Source organism: Collinsella sp. AM24-1 (genome assembly GCF_003470325.1).
Classification (GTDB): Bacteria; Actinomycetota; Coriobacteriia; order Coriobacteriales; family Coriobacteriaceae; genus Collinsella.
Genome location: NZ_QRHM01000006.1, coordinates 1 through 22819 on the forward strand (window position 1 = coordinate 1; position 22819 = coordinate 22819).

A 22819-nucleotide genomic window follows, 5' to 3' on the forward strand; every position below is an offset into this window, starting at 1 on the left:
GGGACACATGTATGTCAATCCTGGTCTAACAGAGCCAAAAATAATTTAGGCACAAAAATAGCTGCTACCGTTAACCGATGAATAGTTGCCGTTCGCAACTATTTTCTTGTACCGAACATGCCCCGGCGCAACAATAATCTCGGCAAAAAGCAAAGCCGTGCGACACACGGCAGGTCGAGAGGAGACCGCATGCGGTATCTGGTAATGGTCAGTCACGGAACGCTCGCTCCCGGACTGCACAGTGTCCTCAAGATGCTCGGCAATGACGCCCCGAACATCTTGTCGACGAGTCTCGTGGACGGCATGGGCGCTGACGAGTATGTCGAGAACGTCAAGGCGATGCTCGCTCCTGTTACCGCCGATGACGAGGTTGTCCTGCTTGGTGACATCCTGGGCGGATCGCCGCTCACCAATGCCATGAACACGCTGGCCGAGAAGGGCTTGCTCGCCCACACCATTGCCTTCGGCGGTATGAATCTGCCCATGGCTATGACCGCCATGATGGGGCTTGCCACCATGGACCTGGATTCCCTCAAGCAGATGATGCTGCAGGAGGGCAAGAACGGTATGTCCGAGCTCGTTGTCCCGACCGATGACGCCGACGACGAGGACGACGACATCTAGGCCGCACCAAGGTTTCATCTAGCTGCAAACGTTAGGAAGAAGAGGCCGCGACCGCAGGCCTCATGAAGGAAAGGGGAGAACGTATGATTTCGTTCATCCGTATTGACGACCGTATGATCCATGGACAGACCGTTACCCGTTGGGCCCTCGAGTATCCCTGCGACGGTCTTATCGCCGTCAACGACGCCGCGGCGTCCAACCCCGTGCTCAAGGAGGCCTACAAGAGTGCCTCGGGCAAGAAGACGTTCGTGTGGACCAAGGAGCACTTCAAGGAGGTCTCCGAGAAGGTTCTCAAGTCCAACACCAAGTACTTCCTGATCACCAAGAACCCGCTCGACATGAAGGAACTTCTCGTCGATTTTGGCTTTAAGACCGGCATGGACCGCATCATCGTCGGTCCCTGCAACGATCGTCCCGGCGCCACCAAGCTCGGCAACAACCAGTCGATCACGCAGGAAGAGGCCCAGGCGCTCGAGGATCTCACCAACGCCGGCTACACGGTCGAGTTCGCCCTTATCAAGGAGAAATCCATTGGTGAGTGGCCAAAGTTCCGCGGTCAGTTTGGCTTCTAGTTAGGCGCCAGCCGCATTTTGGTACCTACAGCCCTGGGGGAAAGGGGCTGAGGAATAAAGAAAGGGGAAAGCATGGCAATCAATGCATTCCAAGCCGCGCTGTTCGGCCTGTTCGCCTGCCTGGCATCACTGCCTGGCATGGGTGGCACGACGATCGGCAACTACACTCTGGGTCGTCCTCTGGTCGCCGGCCTCATCGTCGGCATCATCATGGGCGATATGCAGACGGGCATCCTCGTCGGCGCTGCTATCCAGGTTGTCTACATCGCTCTCGTGACCCCCGGCGGAACCGTCTCCGCCGACGTCCGCGCCGTGTCCTATATCGGCATCCCGCTGGCGATCCTCGCCATCAAGAACTCGGGCATCGATCCCGCCTCCGCTGAGGCTGCCGGCATGGCCGCATCCCTCGGTGCCGCCGTCGGCACGCTCGGCACTGTGCTCTTCTATGGCACCGCCACCATTAACCTGGTGTGGCAGGGCATGGGCTGGAAGTGGCTCGAGAAGGGCGACCTCCACAAGCTCTACCTGGTCAACAACGTTCTGCCTTGGATCGGTCACATCGTCTGCTCGTTCCTCCCGACGTTCATCATCACCATGGGCGGCACCGCCATGGTCGACCTCATGAAGACCTACATGCCCATGGACGGCATCGCGATGAAGACGCTGTTCACCGTCGGCTCGCTGCTGCCTACCGTCGGTATCGCCATCCTGCTCAAGCAGGTCATCTCCAAGCCGACGGACTTCCTCACGTTCTTCTTCGGCTTCACCCTGTCCGCTGTCATGGGATGCAACCTGATTGCCGCCGCCGGCATCGGCTGCTTCTTCGCCCTGATCAACTATGAGATCGCTTCGCTCAAGATCGACCTCGCAAACGCTCCCAAGGCAGCTATCGCCTCGGGCTCCGATGATGAGGAAGAGGAGGACATCTAATGGCAGAGAAGAAAAAGCTCTCTAAGAAAACGCTTGCCAAGTCGTTCCGTAACTGGTCCTATGGCAACCTGACCTGCTTCTCGCAGGAGCACATGCAGACCTTCGGTTACCTGTGCGCCATGCTTCCGATTGTCGAGGAGCTCTACGACACGCCCGAGGAGCAGAAGCAGGCCCTCCAGACCTACTCCGCGTTCTTCAACACCGAGCCGCAGATCGGCACCATGATTGTCGGCGTCACCGCCGGCCTCGAGGAGGCTCGCGCAAACGGCGAGGCCATCGACGACGACGCCATCAACGGCATCCGCGCCGGCCTCATGGGCCCGCTCGCCGGCCTTGGCGACTCGCTGATCGTCGGTACCCTGATCCCGATCCTGCTCGGTATTGCCCTCGGTCTCTCGACCGGCGGCTCCCCGCTCGGCGCCATCTTCTATATTGTCGTGTGGAACCTGCTCATGTTCCTTGGCATGCGCTTTGCCTACAAGCAGGGCTATGAGCTCGGCGGCAAGGCGGTCGAGGCCCTCGTCGGCCCCAAGGCCAAGGCTCTGCGTGATTCCATCGTGATGGTCGGTACCATGGTCATCGGTGCAGTCGGTGCTACCTGGGTCTCCATCACCTGCAGCCCCAACCTGGTGCTGCCCGGTGGCGGTAAGTTCCAGGACACGCTCGATGGCATCTATCCGCACCTGCTGCCGATGATCTTCATCATCTTCTGCTGGTACATGATGACCAAGAAGAAGGTCAACCCCATCGTTATGATGCTGATCCTCGTTGTGATCGCATTTGTGGGCGTTCTCATTGGCTTCTTCGACCCGGCACTGAGCTACTAGTCATCATCCCCTGGCCCCCTGTAAGGCCGTGCGGCCTCAACCGCACGGCCTTCTGATTTTGCGCCGCCCTTCAAGGGCAATATGGCCAGCGACCTCCATCGCCTACACGACACCCGCTATATTGCTCTTGAAAGATGACGTATTCGACAAACGATGCACTTGCGCATGATGCACACTTTGCACGAGGAGGACCATATGCACGAGAAACATGGACACGACCTTTCGCGCGACGACTTGATTCGCGAGGCAAAGATGCAGACCGATGCTATTCAGCGGCTCAATGTTTGGCTGCGCCTGGGCTATTCGCTCGTGGCGATTGGCTTTTTGATGGGGATGTGGGGTATGCAGGGCGGCCCCGGCTGGGGTGTCCCCGTGGGCATCGTGTGCCTGGTGGTGGGCACTCCGCTTTCGATCGTGCTTAAGGTCGGCACGACCAACGCCAAAAAGAATGTCGAGCGCATGCTCGAGGCCGCTGGTGTCGACGTTGAGGAGCTTATGCGACGCAAGAAGGACGAGCAATAGACTTCCGCGTTGGGGTATCATAAATAATTGTTGCGAATGTTAACTAATGTACGGCAAATGACGGTTTTATGGCCCTTCTAGAGTTGCAAAGGACAATATCCCCAGTGGATTACGATGACGTCGCTCGAAAACTGATTGTGTACTCACGTTCCCTTGCCAAGGGATCCTTGAGTGCTGCCGGCGGCGCCAGTGTGGGCGAGGCACCGGTTTTACAGTATCTATCGGGTATTGACGGTGATGTCATTCCCTCCGAGATTGCCAAGAAGCTGAAATTCTCCCGTGCGCGCATGTCGCATATCTTGGATTCACTCGAGAGTAAGGGTTACGTTCAGCGCAGGACTGATCCAAACGATCGTCGGCGTGTGCTGGTGAGCATTACCGAGGAAGGCCGTGATTTCGCGGCGAAAAAAAATGCCGAGAGTGTGGCATCGCTCTCGAAACAACTCTCAGCGCTCGGCGAGCACGATGCCCAGGAGCTCGTGCGCATCCTGAATAAAGCTTACAGCCTTACCTATGATGCCGACGACTACCTGGACAATCTATAAGGATAAAGACAGACATTTAGGTGCATCTTGAAATGCACCCGGGACAGTTGTGCCCATCAGCCACCGTCAACATCTCATTCCAAACCAAATCAGCCAACGTACGTCATGGCAATCCCCGGTAGGTTGCAGGATGGCGGCTGAGCCTTTCCCTCGGGAAACTTCGCGAAGCCCAGTTCCCGAGGGAAAGGTATGGTCTGTGTAATACCAGATAAACAGTACATTTTTGCTAGATTGGTATTTGACTGAAGAACCAATTGGTATGGCTTATTAAGCCCACCTTGCCGTTGACGCTTATTTTGCTGCCGCTGGGAGAATTCCGAACTTGGGTGCGCAAGTGCTCCCATATGTTGATATGACCTAGTAGGTGGCTATCTGGTTACTACCAGTTGGCCCCTTGGTAACGGGTGGCCCCCATTGTGCGGAATGTACCGAACATCTCCGTTTGATACGTTTTCCCATGCTGCCGGGGGGGGGGCGTCCTCGGCACCTCAGCATGTCGGAAGAAAGGAGACCAGATGCGCAGGAATTCCATTTTTACGAAACGGTGGGTGAAGGGAAGCGCGGTCCTCGTTGCCACTGCAGCGACGCTCGTGTTTGCCAATCCCCAGCAGGCGATTGCCACGCCACTCAAGGGCGTCGACTCGGCGACCGTGTCCCAGTCTGCCTCGAATGTCGTCGACATCGATTTCGCTGACGGCATCAAGGGCCGTATTACGTTCCTCGAGGACGGTATTTTCCGTTATAACGTCGACCCCAAGGGTGAGTTTTCCGAGTACGCCACGCCGCGCAGTAAGTCCCACACGGCTAAGATCCAGGCTCAGCCCGATACCTCGGACACCTACAGCAAGCCGAGTGCGACGGTTGCCGACAAGGGCGACACTATCGAGATCACCGGCGGAAAGGCGACCGTGATCCTGGACAAGGCGACTGGCAAGATGAGTATCAAGTCAGGCGACCGTGTCGTGGTTTCCGAGTCCGCGTCCCTCGACCTTGATAAGAAGGGTACCGTCCAGACGCTCGCCAAGGAGAAGTCCGAGAACTTCTTTGGCGGCGGCACCCAGAACGGACGCTTCCTGCACACCAACCAGACCATCGCCATCTCCAACACGAACAACTGGACCGATGGCGGCGTTGCCTCGCCCAACCCGTTTTATTGGACGAGTGACGGCTACGGCGTGCTCCGAAACACGTTTGCAGAGGGTTCCTACGACTTCGGTTCCACGGACTCATCGACGGTCACGACTTTGCACAGCGAGAATGAGTTTGATGCCTACTACTTCGTGGCGACCAACGAGGGAGCTTCGAACGTGGCAACTGAGATGCTGCAGGACTACTACAAGGTGACCGGTAACCCGGTACTGCTGCCCGAGTACGGGTTCTACCTTGGTCATCTTAATGCCTATAACCGTGATGGCTGGTCAACGACCTCGGGTCAAAAGAAGTGGGAGACCAAGGGCAGCAAGTCCTCGAGCGAGAAGGGCGACGTTAAGTACGAGTCTGGCATGTCGACGGGCTACAAGCTCGACGGCACACTTGCGGCCGAGACGCTCAACGGTGAGGGCCCTACGGTTGATACCGAGAACATGAAAGCGACCGATTTCGACCGCCAGTTCTCTGCTCGTCAGGTTATCGATGACTACGAGGACAGCGACATGCCGCTCGGCTGGTTCCTGCCGAACGACGGCTACGGCGCCGGCTATGGCCAGAACGGTTACTACAAGACCGGCGGCGTCAACTCCGACGGAGCGAGCTCGGCCGACCGTCTTAACGCTGTGCGTGCCAACGTCGACAACCTTAAGAAGTTCACCGAGTATGCCAACTCAAAGGGTGTGAGCACGGGCTTGTGGACCCAGTCCAACCTTGAGCCCGACAGCAACCCTGAGACCCCGTGGCATCTGCTTCGCGACTTCGACGCCGAGGTCAAGACGGGAGGCATCACTACCCTTAAGACCGACGTTGCCTGGGTTGGATCTGGCTACTCCTTTGGTCTTAATGGCATCAAGACAGCTTATGACACGGTGACGACCGGCGCTAACAAGCGCCCCAACATCATCACGCTCGATGGTTGGGCCGGCACGCAGCGCTTTGGTGGCATTTGGACCGGCGACCAGTATGGCGGTAACTGGGAGTACATTCGCTTCCATATCCCCACGTATATCGGTCAGAGTCTTTCGGGCAACCCCAACATCGGCTCCGACATGGACGGCATCTTTGGCGGCGACCCCATCATCTCTGCGCGTGACTACCAGTGGAAGACGTTCACGCCCTCTATGCTCGACATGGACGGTTGGGGCACCTACCGTAAATCGCCCATGACGCACGGCGATCCCTACACAGGCATCTCGCGCTTCTATCTCAAGCTCAAGGCGCAGCTCATGCCCTATATCTACACGAGCGCGGCCTCGGCGGCCAACATCGACACGGGTAACGGCGATGCCGGCCTGCCCATGATCCGCGCCATGCTGCTTTCTGACAACTCCGAGTACGCCGCAAGCACTTCGACGCAGTACCAGTATATGTTCGGTGAGAACTTCCTAGTGGCACCGGTGTATCAGGATACCCAGGCAGATGAGAACGGCAACGACATTCGCAATGGGATCTACCTCCCCAACTACGGCACCGACGAGAATCCCACCATCTGGATCGATTACTTCTCGGGTAAGCAGTATCGCGGCGGCCAGGTTCTCAACAACTACGAGGCTCCGCTTTGGAAGCTGCCGCTGTTTGTGAAGGCCAACGCTATCGTGCCGATGTACGCCGAGAACAACAACCCCGAGGCCGTGAGCGACACCAACACCAAGGGTACCGACCGCAGCCAGCGTATCGTCGAGTTCTTCGCCACCGAGGGCGACGGCACCTTTACGCAGTACGAGGACGACGGCTCCTCCATCGAGAACAACACGACTGAGGACGATTCCTACGGTACGATCGACAATATCTCCTACGGTGAGCATGTGAGCACCGTCTACAGATCCAAGGCCGCAGGCGGCACCGCGACCTTTACCGCCGAAGCCTCGCAGGGTGGCTACAACGGCTACGACTCCAATCGCACCACGACCTTCGTGGCCAACGTGTCCGCCAAGCCCATGAGCGTCGTCGCCAAGAACGGCGGATCCGCGCTCAACGTGGTTGAGGTCGACTCGCAGGAGACCTTTGACACCGCGACCCCCGAGGCCGGCCAGGCGGTCTACTTCTACAGCGAGACCCCTAACCTCAACCACTACGGCAGCGATGTGGACGGCACCGAGGCCGAGCGGGGCGAGAGCTTTAACAACACCAAGATCACCACGAACCCCAAGGTCTACGTCAAGTTCGCGAAGACCGATGTTGCTGCGGCGGCGCAGACGCTCGAGCTGGGCGGTTTCGTGAACGCCGACGCCACGCTCACAGCCGATCGCCTCAACGAGAGCCTCTCCGCACCCACGAACCTTGCTGCCCCCGAGGACGTCACGACCCCAACGAGCATCAAGCTCACCTGGGGAAAGGTCGATGGTGCTACCTCCTACGACCTTAAGGTCGACGGCACCGTGTTCGCCGTGGGTGATGCGGCCGAGTTCACGCACACCGACCTCGCCTACAATAGCAAGCACACCTACCAGATTCGTTCGCGCAACGCCGAGGGCTACTCCGCCTGGAGCGATGTGCTCGAGGCGAACTCCGCACTCGATCCGTGGCGGAACGTCCCCGACGCCGAGCAAATCACCTGGGAGGGCTCACTTTACGGCAGCCATAAGGCCGAGCTCGCCTTCGACCATGAGTTCCAGTCGGGCGACGGCGGTTTCCACTCCGGTGGCAACGATCTGGGCAAGGCGCTTACCGTTGACTATGGACGCGCTTACAAGCTCGATAAGCTCGAGTACTATCCGCGCGATGACGCCGGCAACGGCACTGTGACCAAGATGCGTGTTGAGACGAGTCTCGATGGCGTCCACTGGACGAGCCAGGAGGTCGATTGGGCACGTTCCGCTGATTGTAAGACGGTAGCGTTTGACGGCACCGTGGCCGCCCGTTACGTGCGCATGACACCGCTCGCCTCGGTCGGCAATTTCTTCTCCGCGTCCGAGATTGCCATCTACAAGACCGACGGCACGGATGGCTTCGCCGTGGGCTCCAACCTCAACAAGGCCACGATCTCCGACGGAGACTACTCCAACATGAAGAACTATCTGGGCCTCGAGAATCGCGAGCCCGATACCCCAACGTTCGGTTCGCAGATCCGCGACCACTTCGCCGACCTCAACGATAACGGCGTTTACGACGTCTACGATTACTCGTTCACCATGGCGGGTCTTGACGGCGGCACTAAACAAAAGGGCAAGGTCGCAGGTTCGCTCGCGGTGATTCCGAGCAAGACCGAGGTCGAGGCCGGTGATGAGATCACCGTTGATGTCTATGCGGCCGACGCCAAGAACGTCAACGCCCTGGGCGCTCTCGTCAACTTCAAGAGCGACCAGTTCGAGTTTGTGTCCGAGAGCATCGCGCAGGACGGCTCGACTGCCGGCATGGAGAACCTGTCTCGCGAGAAGGTCCAGTTCGCGGACAGAACGCAGACTATCAATCTCGCCTTTGCCAACCGCGGCGATGGCAAGCTCTACAACGGTACCGGCGCGGTGGCGAGTTTCAAGCTCAAGGCCAAGACCGCCGGCAAGGTCGAACTGCCCTCGACATCTTGGCTCATCGGTCCGGCATGCGACGCACTTGAGTTTGCGAGCGACGGCACGGTGACGATGCCGGATGTTCCTCAGCCAACGGTCGCCGAGTACGGTCAGGACGCCTTCAACATCACGATGACCAACGATGAGCTCACGACCGACGACGGGACCAACGTCGAGAAACTTATCCAGCAGAAGAGCTATAACGCGCTGTTCGATAATAACGAGGGCGACAACGGCTTTGAGTTCCTATGGAACTGGAGCGGCAACTGGGACAGCGAGGGTAAGCTTCCGAGTTACGTGAAGCTTCCCACCACGATGACATTCGCATTTAAGACGCCGTCGAAACTCGATAGTGTCGAGGTCGTTAACCGCAACGGTGGCAACGGAACCGTGCAGAAGATCAAGGCTGTCGTGACGTTCGAGGATGGCTCGACCCAAGAGTTCGCGGGCGGGGAGTACGATTCCTTCCTGGCTCGCTACGCCTTTGACCTCTCTGCCGAGAACAAGGGCAAGAAGGCGACCAAGGTCGAGGTCACGCCGCTTGAGGCATCGGGTGACCAGATGCTCACACTGCGTGAGGTCAACTTCAACTACACGCAGGGTGTCGAGGCCATCGAGGGTGTCGAGCTAGGCAAGAACCAGACCGAGTTCTTTGAAGGCGACATTACGCCCGTCGACGCCAAGGCTACGCCTGAGAGCGCTGGCTACCCCTATGTGACGGTCGAGAGCTCCGACCCCTCTGTGGTAAGCGTCTCCGCTGTTCAGGCTGGCGATAGCGTGAGCTACTACCTGCGTGCCAACAAGGCCGGCAAGGCAAAGATCACGGTGGCGTCGGTACTCGACCCCTCCAAGACCGCATCCTATGAGGTCGAGGTCAAGGCTGGTGTCGATACCTCTGCGCTCGTAGCAGCGCTTTCCAAGGCCGCGGGCTACAGCGAGTCCGTCTACACCAAGGATTCCTATGCAGCTCTCACCACTGCGGTCGAGGCGGCTCAGAAGCTCCTCGACAGCGGCCAGGGCAGCTATAGCAAGAAGGATGTCGCAGACGCCACAGCCAAGATCGAGAAGGCAATCGACGGCCTCAAGATGCGCCCTGTTGATGAGAAGATTCTCATCAACACGCCCGAGAACCGCAAGAACGTCAAGGTGGCCGGCTTCTCGAGTGAGGCCGACTACGAGGGCAGCAACGCCGTCAACGCTCTCGACGGCGACGAGCGGACGCTTTGGCACAGCGACTGGGCCCATGGGACCGGTATGCCCCAGTATCTGAGTGTCGACCTGGGCCGCGACTACGATCTCACCGACGTTACATTCCTGCCGCGCCAGGACGGCGGCACTAACGGCGATATCTTCGAGGCCGAGATACTGGTCTCCGACACTGCCGACGGTTATGAGAAGGGCACCGCCGCGTCGATGGGTACGTTCGCCTTCGACAACGATGGCCGCGTGCTCACCGACCGTGGCGACTGGAAACAGATGAGCTTTGGCGCCGCGCGCGGTCGCTACGTGACCGTCAAGGTGATTCACGCCGGCGGGGGCGACGTTGATGCCTACTGCAGCATGGCGGAGCTCAAGTTCTACGGTACGGCCGTCCCCGATCCGGTGGCGAAGGATGATCTCACTGCCGCGATCGAAAAGGTTGATGCCGAGCTTGCCGCCGGCGACCTCAAGGCCGGCGACTACACCGAGGCCTCCTGGACGGCGCTCGAGAACGCCCTGGCGAGCGCCCGCGCCATCTTGAGCGACGAGGATGCCACGCAGGACGAGGTCGACCAGGCGCTCAGGGCGCTCGAGAGCGCCCGCGACGCGCTCGAGAAGACCCCGGTGGTCCCGGTCGAGAATCCGACTAAGAAGCAGCTCAAGGCCCTGGTCAAGCAGGCGAAGGAGACTGACACCAGGGGCAAGACGGCCGAGTCTGTCAAGGCCCTGACGGATGCCATTACCTACGCCGAGGACGTCTTGGGTGATGAGAATGCTTCCGACACCCAGATCCAGGCGGCCTATAGCCAGCTCAAGCTGGCCATTGAGAGCCTCAAGGATGCCGATTCCGGCAACCAGGGCGGCTCGGGCAACCAGGGTTCCGGCAATGGCTCGAACGGCGGCAACCAGGCGGGCAAGCCCGCAGGCGACAAGGCCCAGGGCAGCAAGAAGAACGGTTCGGCGATTCCCAATACCGGAGACCAGACGGCGGCGACCGTCGCGACCGTCGGTGGTCTTGGCGCCATCATCGCCGCGATCGGCGCTTTCTTCCATCGTCGCAGCAAGGCTAAGTAGCCCCAGCAACAGCTAAGCAAGCGTGCCCGCCGTCCCGCCCAAGGACGGTGGGCACGCTTTTTGAATGTAGGCAGAAAGCTCCGACCCTTCGGCCTTAATCTCGCAAAGCGTTCCGTCTCCCGCCGAACACATCAGCATCGGCGGCTATACTTGAATTATTTGCAGTTAAGGGTCGCGGATTGGCCGCGTCACCGCTCTCAACAGGAGGTCTTTGTTTATGGCAGATCAAAAGCCGGTTGTCGGGATCATCATGGGCTCCAAGTCCGATCTGGGTGTTATGGAAGGCTGCACCGCCGAGCTCGAGGCGCTCGGTGTGCCCTATGAGCTCGTCATTGCGAGCGCACACCGCACACCGGCGAAGGTCCACGAGTGGGCTTCGACTGCTGCCGATCGCGGTATCAAAGTGATTATCGCCGCCGCCGGCAAGGCCGCTCACCTGGGTGGTGTCGTGGCCGCCTTTACGCCGCTGCCGGTTATCGGCGTACCTATGAAGACGAGTGACCTGGGCGGTATGGATTCGCTGCTGTCGATGGTGCAGATGCCTTCGGGCGTGCCCGTGGCCTGCGTTGCCATCAACGGCGCCAAGAACGCCGCCATTTACGCCACGCAGATTCTGGGCGCATGCGACCCCGAGTACCGCAAGGTTATCGAGAAGATGAAGCAGGAGATGGCCGACGCCTAGGCGTTCCGCCGTTTCACCGCAGTATAAGGAGAGCCATGTCCGATTATCAGGGAAAACGATTCAAGGCTTCTCAGATTCCCGATCCGTCGAAGCCGGGTGCTGCCCATGCGGCACAGCAGGGTCGGACATCCTCTCCTCAGCAGCCGCGCGCGCCGCGCCCCGTGACACCGGCGACGCATCGTCGACAGGACGCGCCGGCCGCATATCGTCCTTCGTCTTATAGCTCCGCTAAGAAGCCGCCCCGGTCTTCATCGCATGCCGCGCCGTCGGATTGCACCGAGCCGCCGCGCAAAAAGCGCCGCTCCATTATTCCCATTCTGCTCATCATCATCGGTATCGGTCTGATTGTCGCCGCCGCCGCTATTTTTATTAATGCCCAGATTGGCTATAAGCAGGCGAGCGATTCGTATCAGAAAATCGAGAAGCAATATGTAAGCGATAAGGACGCCAGCGGCGTGCCGATTATCGACTTTGATGCGCTTGCTCAGACGAACCCCGAGATTGTGGGTTGGATTTACGTGCCGGGAACCAACATCAACTATCCCGTGGTGCAGACCAACAACAACTCCAAATACCTCAACACGCTGTTTGACGGTACATCTAACGCGTCCGGTGCTATTTTCCTGGATAGCGATGACACCGCGCCGGGAATGGTCGACCAGCAGACCACGATCTACGGCCACCATATGAACGATGGGTCGATGTTCAACGTGATTTCGGACACCACTGATCAGGCGACGTTCGATAGCATCGAGTTTGTGTATTACATCACACGGGATGCTACGTATAAGCTGCGACCACTGGCGACCAAAGTTGTCGAGGACACGTATGCCAAGGCGCGCACGCCCAATTTTGAGGGCGATGACGGGCTCAAGAACTACCTGTCCGAGATGTTCGACGGTGCCTCTGCCGTGGCGAGTGATGCCACCGATCGTGCCGCTTCGGCAACCAAGGTTGTAACGCTCGTGACCTGTCGTTCGCTGTCGCTGAGCAACACACGCGCCGTCATGGTGCTCACGCCGGTCGAGGAATAAGTTGTTCGAGAGTAGCTAAAAAGGCCCCGTCCCAAATTGGCTACTCGACGACGGTAAGGGAGAAATGATGCTCGAGAGTGGCAAATTGATGCCTTCGATTGATGCTTGGCTGCGCGAGGCCAAGGCCGATGCTTCGGCGGCAGGCTGTGGGATGTATCTGACGCATAACGGTGTGGTGCGCGCGACGCCCAAGGCCGAGGTGCGCGGAGTCGAGACCGATGGCGTGGCGCCAGGCCACAGGGTGGGCGGCATGGTCTTTGACTACGACGCCGAAAAGGTACGGTCTGCTATCGAGGCCACGCGCGCGATGCCGGGTATCGGCTATGTGCGCGTGTGGCTGGCAAGCGGCGAGCTTACCGTAGGTGACGACATCATGCTCGTGCTTATCGGCGGGGACATTCGCCCACACGTGGTCGATGCACTGCAGGCGCTCGTTGGCACCATCAAGAACGAATGCGTGAGTGAGGTCGAGCGCGAGGCATAGAGGATTGCGTCGATAGAAGGATCGTTTATAAAAATGCCCACCGGTACATGTGATACCGGCGGGCATTTTGCGTTTTGGGCGCGGTGAGCGCTATACGCGCGTCGCATCCTTGGGGCTCATGGTCATGCTCTGGAAGCGGTTTTCCATGTACTCGTTATCGAAGTGCTCTCCGTAGAACTGTGCGACGGGAATGTCCGGCTCCGTGCCGTTAACGCGCTGGTACCAGTAGTCGAGCGACTGCAGCGTCATGACGCCGTCGACCAGCATGATAACGGTAAAGATGACGGTGGCCGAGTAGCGGCTCTTCCAGGGGATCTTGTTGATAAGCTTAAGCAGCCTCGGCAGCAGCAGCTTGATCCAGATGAGGCCGCCCAGGCCCCACAGGCAGGCGAAGCCCGTGCAGGTGCGTCCGCCCGTGAGGACCACGAGCGGATCGGGCAAACCGAACAGCGTTATGTGCGAGTAGCTCCACGAGACCACGCCAAACGCGGTCTGCATAAACCAGCCCACGAACACCTCAAAGCTGGCGCCGAGCAGGGCGCTCACCAGGAAAATGATGATGGGGTTCTTTTTGTAGAAGCGGTTAAGCACCATGGTCATGAGCACGGCGCCAAATCCGTAGATGGGGCTGAAGGGGCCAAACAGCATGCCGGCACGGTTCTGATAGACGCCCGGGTCGTCGACCGTCATGTGCCAGATGTCCTCGGCGATCAGGCCGAGTATGCAGCAGACAAAGAACACCCAGAACAGGTTGAAGTAGTTGAGCTTGATGTAGCCCTCGCCGGTTTCATCGCGGCCGAGCATGCCCTCGGCGGCGGCGTCGCGGTCGAGCATCTCCTGCAGGCGGCGCTGCAGTTCGCGCTCCTGACGCAGCGTGGGGTCGACGGTGGCCGAAAGCGCGATGAGGATGCCGAGCTGAATAGCGGGACGCAGCAAGAAGGGCCCGATACCCTGGAGCATCACGTCGACCAAAAGCTCGACGACGGTAAATGCGATGAGAATATAGGACAGGCGGGCGGCGTTGCGGCGCTGGTTTTTGATAAGGTCCAGGCCAAAGATGATTAGGATGACGGCACTTGCCGCAGAGAGCATGATGCCGGCGACGATAAGGCCGACTGCGACGAGCGTGTTGTCGCCGAGGTTGGCGGCGGCGTTGCCGTTGATGAGCGCGGTGATGACCTGCCACATAAAGGCGCCGACCGAAGGGAGCGTGCCCACGCCGGACAGGATGCACAGGACGGCGTACACCTTAATGATGAGGGGGATCTTCTTGACCTCCGTGGCGCTGGGGACGCTGGGGTCGAGTTCGTTTCGATCCATACATAACCTTTCTCGTTTTGCTGTAGGCACAAGGATACGCCGCCGACCTGCCAAAAGACAGGACGAACGTCCCAATTGCAACAATGCAAGCCCCAACGGCGGGCGAGACGCGTCGTAACGGAAGTATGCGGGATCGTCGGCCCCGAGGCGGTTGCCCAATAAAATGTTTGGCTGCAAAACGGATTATTAGCTCGGTGGGCTTTTAAAAAGCGCTGTTCATGCGCGGGAGTGCTTGTCTTGCCGTGCGTATAATAGGGCAGGTAACGCCAAATAACGAGGCTCTGAGGGGATGCCATGTCTCAAGAAACCATCCACGCGGCCGAGCGTGCCGCGGGACAGGTGAAGACCATGTCGACGTATGATCCGGACTCCGACCAGCTGCATGAGGAATGCGGCATTTTTGGTGTGTGGGCACCCGATCGCGATGTGGCTCGACTGACGTACTTTGGTCTGCGCGCGCTGCAGCATCGCGGCCAGGAATCGGCGGGAATCGCCGTGGGTGATGGCGGCACGGTTATGGTCCGCAAGGATCTGGGCCTGCTCGACCGCGTGTTCTCCAACGCCGACCTGTCGACGCTCTCCGGTCAGCTGGCCGTGGGTCATGTGCGCTACGGCACTGCCGGCGCCAAGAGCTGGGAAGCCTCTCAGCCGCATCTTTCCACCATCAACAGCGTCATTATCGCGCTTGCTCACAACGGCACTCTGGTCAACACCGACGAGCTGCGCCGCCAGCTGATCGAGCTGGGCGTGCCGTTCCTCTCCAATTCGGATTCCGAGGTCGCGACCAAGCTTATCGGCTACTTTACTCAGCGTACAGGCCATCTACGCGAGGGTATCCGCAAGACGATGGAGCTCGTGCGCGGCGGCTACGCCATGACGCTCATCAACGAGCAGGCGCTCTACGCATTCCGCGATCCTCACGGCATTCGCCCGCTGGTGCTTGGCAAGCTCGTGGACGAGGGCCTGGATCAGGCTGACGCCGCTTCTGTTTCGCAGCTGCCCTCGCAAGACGGCGCCGCGACGGTTGACGCCACCACCCATGTCACCCGCGCCGGCGGCTGGGTCGTCGCCTCCGAGACTTGTGCGCTCGATATTGTGGGCGCCGAGTATGTTCGTGACGTCCGTCCCGGCGAGATCTTGCGCATCAGCGCCGAGGGCCTTGTGTCCGAGCAGGGCGTGCCTGCCGCCGAAGAGCCTGCTAACTGCATCTTTGAGCAGGTCTACTTCGCTCGCCCCGACTCCATCATGAACGGCAAGAGCGTCTACGCCTGCCGTTATGACATGGGTCGTCAGCTGGCACACGAGGAGCCCGTCGAGGCCGACCTGGTCATCGGCGTGCCCGACTCCGGCCTGCCGCCCGCGGAGGGTTATTCGCACGAGAGCGGTATTCCCTTTGGCGAGGGCCTTATCAAGAACCGCTACGTGGGCCGTACGTTTATCGAACCCACGCAGGAGCTGCGCGCCATGGGCGTGCGTATGAAACTCAACCCGCTGCGCGACAACATCGAGGGCAAGCGCCTGGTCGTCATCGACGACTCCATCGTGCGCGGCACCACCATGGTGCAGCTCGTCAGGATGCTGCGCAACGCCGGCGCCAAGGAGATTCATATCCGCATCAACTCGCCCGAGGTCATCTGGCCGTGCTTCTACGGCATCGATACCGACGTGCAGTCGCAGCTTATCAGCGCCAACAAGACGGTCGACGAGATTTGCGAGTATATCGGCGCCGATTCGCTGGCCTTCCTTTCGGTCGAGGGCCTGCTTAAGGTCATGCCCAAGGGCGGTTACTGCGATGCGTGCTTTACCGGACGCTACCCCGTGGCGATTCCCGAGAGCTTTGGCCGCGACAAGTTCATGGAGGGCTTTAAGCCCCGCAACCTGGACAAGCCGCTTCACTTTGACGACGACGCCGTGGTCGAGAAATACGACGACCGCAGCTGGGAAGAGGAGCACGGCGAGGCCTAAAACCTGCCATGTAGGGACAGGTTTATTTTGGTAGGTTTTACCTGCTGTTTTGTTGATATGACGGCGCGTGCTGTTATGGCGCGCCGAAATGAATGCAACTATGAGCACCGTTTGGCACCCGCGCGTTGGACGGTAATGGGAGAGGAAGGCTCAGATGAGCGACAGCAAGCATGTGACGTACGAGGACGCCGGCGTCGATACCGCCGAGGGCGGCCGCGCCGTCGACGCTATTAAGCAGATGGTCAAGGACACCAACCGCCCCGAGGTTATCGGCGGCATCGGTGGCTTTGGTGGCCTGTTCTCGGCCGCCGCGCTTAAGGATATGGAAGACCCGATCCTGATTAGCGGTACTGACGGCGTCGGCACCAAGCTCGTGCTCGCCCAGATCATGGACCGTCACGAGACGGTGGGCCAGGACCTGGTCGCCATGTGCGTCAACGACATTTTGGCTTCGGGCGCCGAGCCGCTGTTCTTCCTGGACTACGTTGCCATCGGTCACATTGAGGCCGAGCACATGGCAAAGATCATCAAGGGCGTGGCCGATGGCTGCAAGCTCGCGGGCTGCGCGCTCGTGGGCGGCGAGATGGCCGAGCACCCGGGCGTTATGGCCCCCGCCGATTACGACCTCGGCGGCTTTACCGTGGGCGTCGTCGACCGTCCCAAGATGCTCGACCCCGCGAACGTTCGCCCCGGCGACGTGATTCTGGGCCTGCCTTCCACCGGCGTGCACTCCAACGGCTACTCACTCGTGCGTAAGGTCATCGGTGTCGACGGCATCAAGCCGGGCACGCCCGAGGCCGCCGCTAAGGCCGAGGAGTTGAGCCGTCCGCTCGAGGAGCTCGGCGGTGCTTCGCTGGCCGACGCTCTGCTGGCTCCCACGCGCATCTACGTCAAGCCGGTTCTTGAGCTGCTCCGCGGCGGCGCTCCGGTGCACGCCATCGCCCACATCACTGGCGGCGGTATTACCGAGAACCTCAACCGCGCGCTCGCCGACGACGTCGACGCTGTGGTCACCCGCAACGGCGCCGAGATGGGTTGGGACGTTCCGCCCGTCATCACCTACGTGTCGCGCCAGGCCGAGCTCGCGCCCAACGAGGCATGCAAGACCTTTAACATGGGCGTCGGCCTGTGCCTGATCGTCGCCTCCGAGGACGAGGCCGCCGTGACCGAGGCTCTAGTCGCGCTGGGCGAGAAGCCGTTCCGCGTGGGCGAGTGCGTCGAGGGCTCCGGTAAGGTCGTGTACTCCGATGAGCGCTAACGAGCAGATGGCTGCTAGTGAGGGCCTGGGCTTTGTGCCCTACACCCGTCCGACCGGCACCGATACGGCCGAGCTGCTCAAGATCGGTGTGCTCATCAGCGGTTCGGGTACCAACCTGCAGGCGCTGATCGATCTGATCGCCGCCGGTAAGCTCAACGCCTCGATTGAGCTTGTGGTGTCGAGCCGTCCTTCGGCTAAGGGTTTGCAGCGCGCTGAGCGCGCGGGCATCCAGACGCTCACGCTGTCCAAGGATGTCTATGCCGACCCTATTGCCGCCGACGAGATCATCGCGCACGAGCTGCTCGAGCGCGGCTGCGAGTATGTGGTCATGGCCGGCTACATGCGCATGGTGCACACGCCTCTGTTGGCGGCGTTTCACAACCGCGTGGTCAACTTGCATCCGGCGCTGCTGCCGAGCTTTACCGGTGCGCATGCGATTGACGATGCCTTTGCGCGCGGCGTCAAGGTAACTGGCGTGACCGTGCATTTTGCCAACGAGGTCTACGACAACGGTCCCATCATCGCCCAGCGTGCGCTGGCTGTCGAGGAGGGCTGGGATGTCGACACGCTCGAGGAGCACATCCACGCGATTGAGCACGTGCTGTATCCCGAGGTCGTGCAAATGCTCGCCGACGGTCGCATCCACGTGCTGGAGAACGGCAAGGTGGCAGTTGACCCGGCGCGCTAGTCGCTTGAAAAAGGGTCTCCTTGGTTTCCTTGAGATGTAAAAGCTTCATCAGAACCAAGAAATCTGATAGGGCCTCGTCCGTGTGCGGGCGGGGCCCTTTTGCGTGGCCTTTCATGTTTGCTATACTGCTAGCAGATAGAGAGGAGCCGCTATGGGTACAGCAACGGTGCAGCTCAACACGCGAATCGATCCTATGCTCAAGGCTGGTGGCGACGCGGTCCTAACTCGCAATGGATTGGGGGCGAGCGATGCTATTCGTGCGCTTTGGGTCTATCTTGTCGAGCATCAAACGTTGCCGGGATTTATGGTGGCGGATAAGCGCGAGGCGCCCCGTGCGGAGAGCCTGGCCGAGCAGGGGTGTGGCCTAGCTTTTTCCTCGTTGGGGCTAAGCGCTTCGGATTTTGCGCCAGGTGGATCATCTGCGGAAGACTGGGATGCCGTACGAGATGATATGTATGACGCGATGATTGCCGACATCGAGGCGAATTGCCGATGATCGAGGCAAAGCGGCTCTTGGTGGACACGAATGTTTGGCTTGATTACTACCTGCAAGAGGGCGCATTCGACAACGTGAGAAGATTGGTTGAACTGGCCGAAGCGGGAAAGATCGACCTTCTGTACGCGCCAACGACGGCAAAGGACGTGTTCTACATCTTGCCTCGGCGTCTAGCTCGACGGAATGTGAATGGGATTAACGCTTCGTTCGGTCCGGCTGCATGGGCATGCGTCGAGCATATGATGCAGGTAGCAACGGCTTCCCCGCTTTCGATGGCGGAGTGCGAGATGGCGCGCATGCTTGGCAAGCGCATGCCGGACCTCGAGGACAATCTCATTATCGCCTCGGGCGATACGGCGGATGTTGACTACGTAGTCACGAGCGACCGACGCATGTTGGAGACGATGCCCGAGGTATGCTTGACGCCCGCGCGCGCACTCGAGCTCATCGGGATCCTCGGCTAACCTTGCATACCCCGTTTCGCTATCATATTGAGCATTGTGGCCCTCATGCAACTTTGGAGGACGGTATGGCGGATAACGAAGCACTGTTTACGCCTGAGCTGGTGTTTTTTGATTGGGAGTGTGCGACGCCCGCCGAGGTGTTTGCGCGACTCGAAGGCGAACTTGCCCCACGCGGCTACATCTGCACCGGTTGGCTCGACGCCGTCCGCACGCGCGAGGATGCCTATCCCACGGGCCTTGCCATGCCGGCGGCCAAAATCGCCATCCCACACACCGACCCGGGGTTTGTGGCCAAGCCCTATATCGCGGTGGTAAAGCCCGCCGCGCCCGTGACGTTCAATGCTATGGCCGGCATGGGTGCCCCCGTGCCGGCGCAGATCGTCATCAATTTGGGTATTGCCGAGCCGGGCGGCCAGGTCGAGGCCCTGCAAGCGCTCATGAATATCTTTATGGACGCGGACGTCGCAGCCGATGTGCTCGGCCAGACCACGCCCCAAGGCATGGTCGACGCCATCCGCCGCCACTTTTAAAGCCGGCACTTGGGGACTGTCCCTAACTGCCGGCAGAAAAGGAACGTCCCCAAGTGCCAGGGTTGCCCCTTTGTCGCGGGGGCTGCGTTGTGACACAATGGCGTTTGTTCGATTCGTGATGCGAAAGGCCAACTATGGCAAACAAGAAAAAGAACCCCGAGGCCGCGCCGACGCCCGAGCAACAGGCTCGCGCCGCCTCCAGCTCTCGTAAGAAGCAGCGCAAGACCTATGTGTCCAAGACCGTCAAGATTATCCTAGTGGTCATCGGCGTACTAGCGATGCTGCTTTCCGTCTCGGCCATGGCGTGCTCCGGCCTGATGTCGCAGACCGAAAGCGCCAGCTCGGGCTATAAGCTCACTGGCGGCGTGGCTGCTACCATCAATGGCACCAACCTCACCGAGGACACCGTGACCAAGCAGATCATGAGCATGCGCACGTCCTACGGCTACACCAAGGACAAAGACTGGGCGCAGTACCTGGTCGACAACGACCTCACGCCCAAGAAGTATCGCAAGCAGCTCATCGACTCCTACACGCAGCAGATTCTGCTTCAGCAAGCGCAGAAGGAAAACGGCGTGACCGTCTCGGACGAGGAGGTCGAGAAGGCCTGGAAGGACGCCTGCAAGAGCGCCGGCGGCGCCAAGGCCTTTAAGAAGACGCTTAAGACCTACGGCTACACCGAGGACACCTACAAGGACTCGCTCAAGGAGAGCCTGGCGCAGCAAAAGCTCAAGGATGCGGTAGCGCCCACAAGCAAGCCCAAGGACAGCGAGATTGTCGATTACATCAACGAGAACCTGTCCAACTACAATGACGCCCGCCGTTCGTCGAATATTCTGATCAAGGTCGATTCCGACGCTTCCGATGAGGACAAGGCCGCCGCCAAGGCCAAGGCGCAGGAGTGCCTGGACAAGATCAACTCCGGCGAGCTGAGCTTTGAGGACGCCGTAAAGCAGTACTCCGACGATACCGGCTCCAAGGATAAGAAGGGCGATGTGGGCTGGGACAAGCTCACCACCTTCGTCGACAGCTACCAGGCGGCGCTCGAGGGGCTCAACAAGGGCGATGTGAGCGACGTCGTCGAGTCGACCTATGGTTACCACATCATCAAGTGCACCGACTACTTCCATGTCGATAATCAGGTCGATGACATTAAGCAGGTACCCAAGGACATCAAGAAGTACGTCTCCAACGTGGTGAAGACGCAGACGGCAAGCACCGCGTACAGCGAGTGGCTGGAGCAGTACAAGAAGGACGCCGACATCACCGTTAACCCCATGCCTAAGGACGTGCCCTATAACGTGAGCCTGAAGGGCGTCACCAAGAGTTCGACCGACGATTCGTCGACGACTGAGTAATCATGGGGCGGTGCTCGCGCGAGTGCCGCCCACGCTATTAGAGAGGATTTGCAGATGACCAACGAAGAGCTGCAGAAGGAAATGATCGCGGCCATGAAGGCCAAGGACAAGGTTCGCCTGTCCATCATTCGCCAGGTCAAGGCCGAGGTGAAGAATATCGAGGTTAACGAGCGCCGCGATGTGACCGAGGAAGACGTCAATAGCATGATCAAGCGTCTGATTAAGCAGACGAGCGAGACGCTGGAGATGTCCATCAAGGCCGGCACCGACCAGGAGCGTACCGACAACCTGACCGAGCAGGTCAAGATTCTGGAGAGCCTGCTGCCCGCGCAGGTTTCGGGCGAGGAGCTCGAGGCCCTGATCGAGCAGGTCATCGCCGAGCTGGGCGCCACGTCCAAGAAGCAGATGGGCCAGGTTATGGGCGCACTCGGCAAGGCCACCGGCGGCAACTTCGACAAGCCGGCCGCGGCAAAGATCGTCGGCGCCAAACTCGCGTAATTTGTTACGCGGTTTTACCAAACCGCGTAACGGCTCGACGCTGCAAACCCGTACACACGGCAATCTGACGTTCAATTTCAAGGGCGCGACCATAAGGTCTGCGCCCTTTCATTTCACGTCACCTTGCTCGCGTGTACGGGTTTTCGCTGACTTATGCTCAACAAGGGCGGTTGTATTATTTTCGGTGCTCATTGGGGACAGACTTAAATGAGTACCCACGGGGGGTACTCATTTAAGTCTGTCCCCAATGAGTGGGTGGAAGATTGCGGGTTCTTTACGGGAATGTAGTGTGGGCTGCGGAAACGTGGTTCTTTCCGTACAATAGTTCAACTCGTGTAAACGCAGGGAAGGGACATTCATGGCAGACATGATCGAGATCAAACATCTCAACAAGTACTTTGGCGACCTGCATGTGCTCAAAGATATCAACCTCACCGTCAAGCGCGGCGAGAAGCTCGTAATGATCGGGCCTTCCGGTTCGGGTAAGTCGACGCTCATCCGTTGCGTCGATTATCTGGAGGAGCCCACGTCGGGCGAGGTCATTATCGACGGTACGCCGCTCACCAAAAAGAACCACCTGGAGATGGCTCGCAAGTATAGTTCCATGGTGTTTCAGCAGTTCAACCTGTATCCCAACATGACGGTGCTCGGCAACCTGACGCTCGCGCCCATCAAGCTGCAAAAGAAGAGCAAGGAGGAGGCGACCGAGATCGCCATCGCCGCACTCAAGCGCGTCGGCATGGCGCATAAGGCCGGCGAGTATCCGCAGAATCTCTCGGGTGGTCAGCAGCAGCGCATCGCCATCGCCCGTGCCCTGTGCACCAAGCAGCCCATCATCCTGTTTGACGAGCCGACTTCGGCGCTCGACCCCGAGATGGTCCAGGAAGTCCTGGACGTTATGATTGAGCTCGCGCAGGAGGACATCACCATGATCTGCGTGACGCACGAGATGGGCTTTGCGCGCCAGGTGGCCGACCGCGTCATCTTTATGGAGGACGGCCGCATCCTGGAGGAGGGTACGCCCGAGCACTTCTTCGATAACCCCGAGAACCCGCGCTGCCGCGAGTTCCTGTCCAAGATTCTGCACTAGGCG

Annotated in this window: 20 protein-coding genes; 19 read left to right on the forward strand and 1 reads right to left on the reverse strand. The window is 59.5% G+C overall.

Translation table 11 applies throughout. From position 1 onward, the window contains the following. The first annotated feature begins 189 nt into the window (after positions 1-189). From DW661_RS03385 to DW661_RS03430, 10 genes are all read left to right on the forward strand, one after another. On the forward strand, positions 190-624 hold the full coding sequence (locus DW661_RS03385; protein WP_089572603.1) for a PTS sugar transporter subunit IIA: 435 nt from the start codon (positions 190-192) through the stop codon (positions 622-624). An 83-nt stretch (positions 625-707) separates the two neighbouring features. Then, positions 708-1196, forward strand: coding sequence for a PTS sugar transporter subunit IIB (locus DW661_RS03390; RefSeq protein ID WP_118934641.1), 489 nt, complete (start codon positions 708-710; stop codon positions 1194-1196). Between the two features lie 72 nt (positions 1197-1268). Continuing rightward, positions 1269-2126, forward strand: coding sequence for a PTS sugar transporter subunit IIC (locus tag DW661_RS03395; RefSeq protein ID WP_089572605.1), 858 nt, complete (start codon positions 1269-1271; stop codon positions 2124-2126). Continuing rightward, on the forward strand, positions 2126-2953 hold the full coding sequence (locus DW661_RS03400; protein ID WP_118934643.1) for a PTS system mannose/fructose/sorbose family transporter subunit IID: 828 nt from the start codon (positions 2126-2128) through the stop codon (positions 2951-2953). The genes DW661_RS03395 and DW661_RS03400 overlap by 1 nt, the downstream gene beginning before the upstream one ends. A 195-nt stretch (positions 2954-3148) precedes the next feature. Further along, positions 3149-3475 (forward strand): hypothetical protein, encoded by a 327-nt coding sequence (locus DW661_RS03405; protein ID WP_117646153.1) that lies wholly within the window; start codon positions 3149-3151, stop codon positions 3473-3475. A gap of 104 nt (positions 3476-3579) precedes the next feature. After that, positions 3580-4020: a MarR family winged helix-turn-helix transcriptional regulator gene (locus DW661_RS03410; protein WP_158550938.1), complete on the forward strand. Its 441-nt coding sequence runs from the start codon at positions 3580-3582 to the stop codon at positions 4018-4020. Between the two features lie 515 nt (positions 4021-4535). Beyond that, on the forward strand, positions 4536-10949 hold the full coding sequence (locus DW661_RS03415; protein WP_117817453.1) for a discoidin domain-containing protein: 6414 nt from the start codon (positions 4536-4538) through the stop codon (positions 10947-10949). A 217-nt stretch (positions 10950-11166) separates the two neighbouring features. After that, the gene (gene purE / locus DW661_RS03420; protein ID WP_006235810.1) at positions 11167-11631 is read left to right on the forward strand and encodes a 5-(carboxyamino)imidazole ribonucleotide mutase; all 465 of its coding nucleotides are present in this window, start codon (positions 11167-11169) and stop codon (positions 11629-11631) included. 35 nt (positions 11632-11666) lie between these two features. After that, positions 11667-12665 (forward strand): class B sortase, encoded by a 999-nt coding sequence (locus DW661_RS03425; RefSeq protein WP_118934645.1) that lies wholly within the window; start codon positions 11667-11669, stop codon positions 12663-12665. Between the two features lie 64 nt (positions 12666-12729). After that, entirely contained in the window at positions 12730-13149 is a 420-nt protein-coding gene (locus DW661_RS03430) for a molybdenum cofactor biosynthesis protein MoaE (protein WP_233545880.1), read from the forward strand. Positions 13150-13239: 90 nt separating this feature from the next. Here DW661_RS03430 and DW661_RS03435 read toward each other — a convergent pair whose 3' ends face one another. Beyond that, positions 13240-14469 (reverse strand): putative ABC transporter permease, encoded by a 1230-nt coding sequence (locus tag DW661_RS03435; RefSeq protein WP_118388050.1) that lies wholly within the window; start codon positions 14467-14469, stop codon positions 13240-13242. Between the two features lie 294 nt (positions 14470-14763). Between DW661_RS03435 and DW661_RS03440 the strand changes: the two genes are divergently transcribed. The 9 genes from DW661_RS03440 to DW661_RS03480 all read left to right on the forward strand — a co-directional run bounded on the left by DW661_RS03440 (position 14764) and on the right by DW661_RS03480 (position 22816). Further along, a complete protein-coding gene (locus tag DW661_RS03440; RefSeq protein WP_118934647.1) occupies positions 14764-16434 on the forward strand; it encodes an amidophosphoribosyltransferase in 1671 nt (556 codons plus the stop codon). 154 nt (positions 16435-16588) lie between these two features. Further along, positions 16589-17692: a phosphoribosylformylglycinamidine cyclo-ligase gene (purM, locus tag DW661_RS03445; RefSeq protein WP_118934649.1), complete on the forward strand. Its 1104-nt coding sequence runs from the start codon at positions 16589-16591 to the stop codon at positions 17690-17692. Next, the gene (gene purN, locus DW661_RS03450; RefSeq protein ID WP_118934651.1) at positions 17682-18380 is read left to right on the forward strand and encodes a phosphoribosylglycinamide formyltransferase; all 699 of its coding nucleotides are present in this window, start codon (positions 17682-17684) and stop codon (positions 18378-18380) included. Before purM ends, purN begins: the two co-directional genes overlap by 11 nt. Before the next feature lie 151 nt (positions 18381-18531). Beyond that, on the forward strand, positions 18532-18876 hold the full coding sequence (locus DW661_RS03455) for a type II toxin-antitoxin system RelB/DinJ family antitoxin (protein ID WP_117629795.1): 345 nt from the start codon (positions 18532-18534) through the stop codon (positions 18874-18876). Continuing rightward, positions 18873-19340, forward strand: coding sequence for a PIN domain-containing protein (locus DW661_RS03460; protein ID WP_199408615.1), 468 nt, complete (start codon positions 18873-18875; stop codon positions 19338-19340). The genes DW661_RS03455 and DW661_RS03460 overlap by 4 nt, the downstream gene beginning before the upstream one ends. Positions 19341-19405: 65 nt before the next feature. Continuing rightward, on the forward strand, positions 19406-19870 hold the full coding sequence (locus tag DW661_RS03465) for a PTS sugar transporter subunit IIA (RefSeq protein WP_118934653.1): 465 nt from the start codon (positions 19406-19408) through the stop codon (positions 19868-19870). A 134-nt stretch (positions 19871-20004) separates the two neighbouring features. Further along, entirely contained in the window at positions 20005-21228 is a 1224-nt protein-coding gene (locus DW661_RS03470) for a peptidylprolyl isomerase (protein WP_118237278.1), read from the forward strand. A gap of 54 nt (positions 21229-21282) precedes the next feature. Further along, positions 21283-21726 carry a GatB/YqeY domain-containing protein gene (locus tag DW661_RS03475; protein ID WP_006235801.1) on the forward strand — a complete coding sequence of 148 codons (444 nt, stop codon included), beginning with the start codon at positions 21283-21285 and terminating at the stop codon, positions 21724-21726. Positions 21727-22084: 358 nt separating this feature from the next. Continuing rightward, on the forward strand, positions 22085-22816 hold the full coding sequence (locus DW661_RS03480) for an amino acid ABC transporter ATP-binding protein (protein ID WP_055251548.1): 732 nt from the start codon (positions 22085-22087) through the stop codon (positions 22814-22816). The last annotated feature ends 3 nt before the right edge of the window (positions 22817-22819 follow it).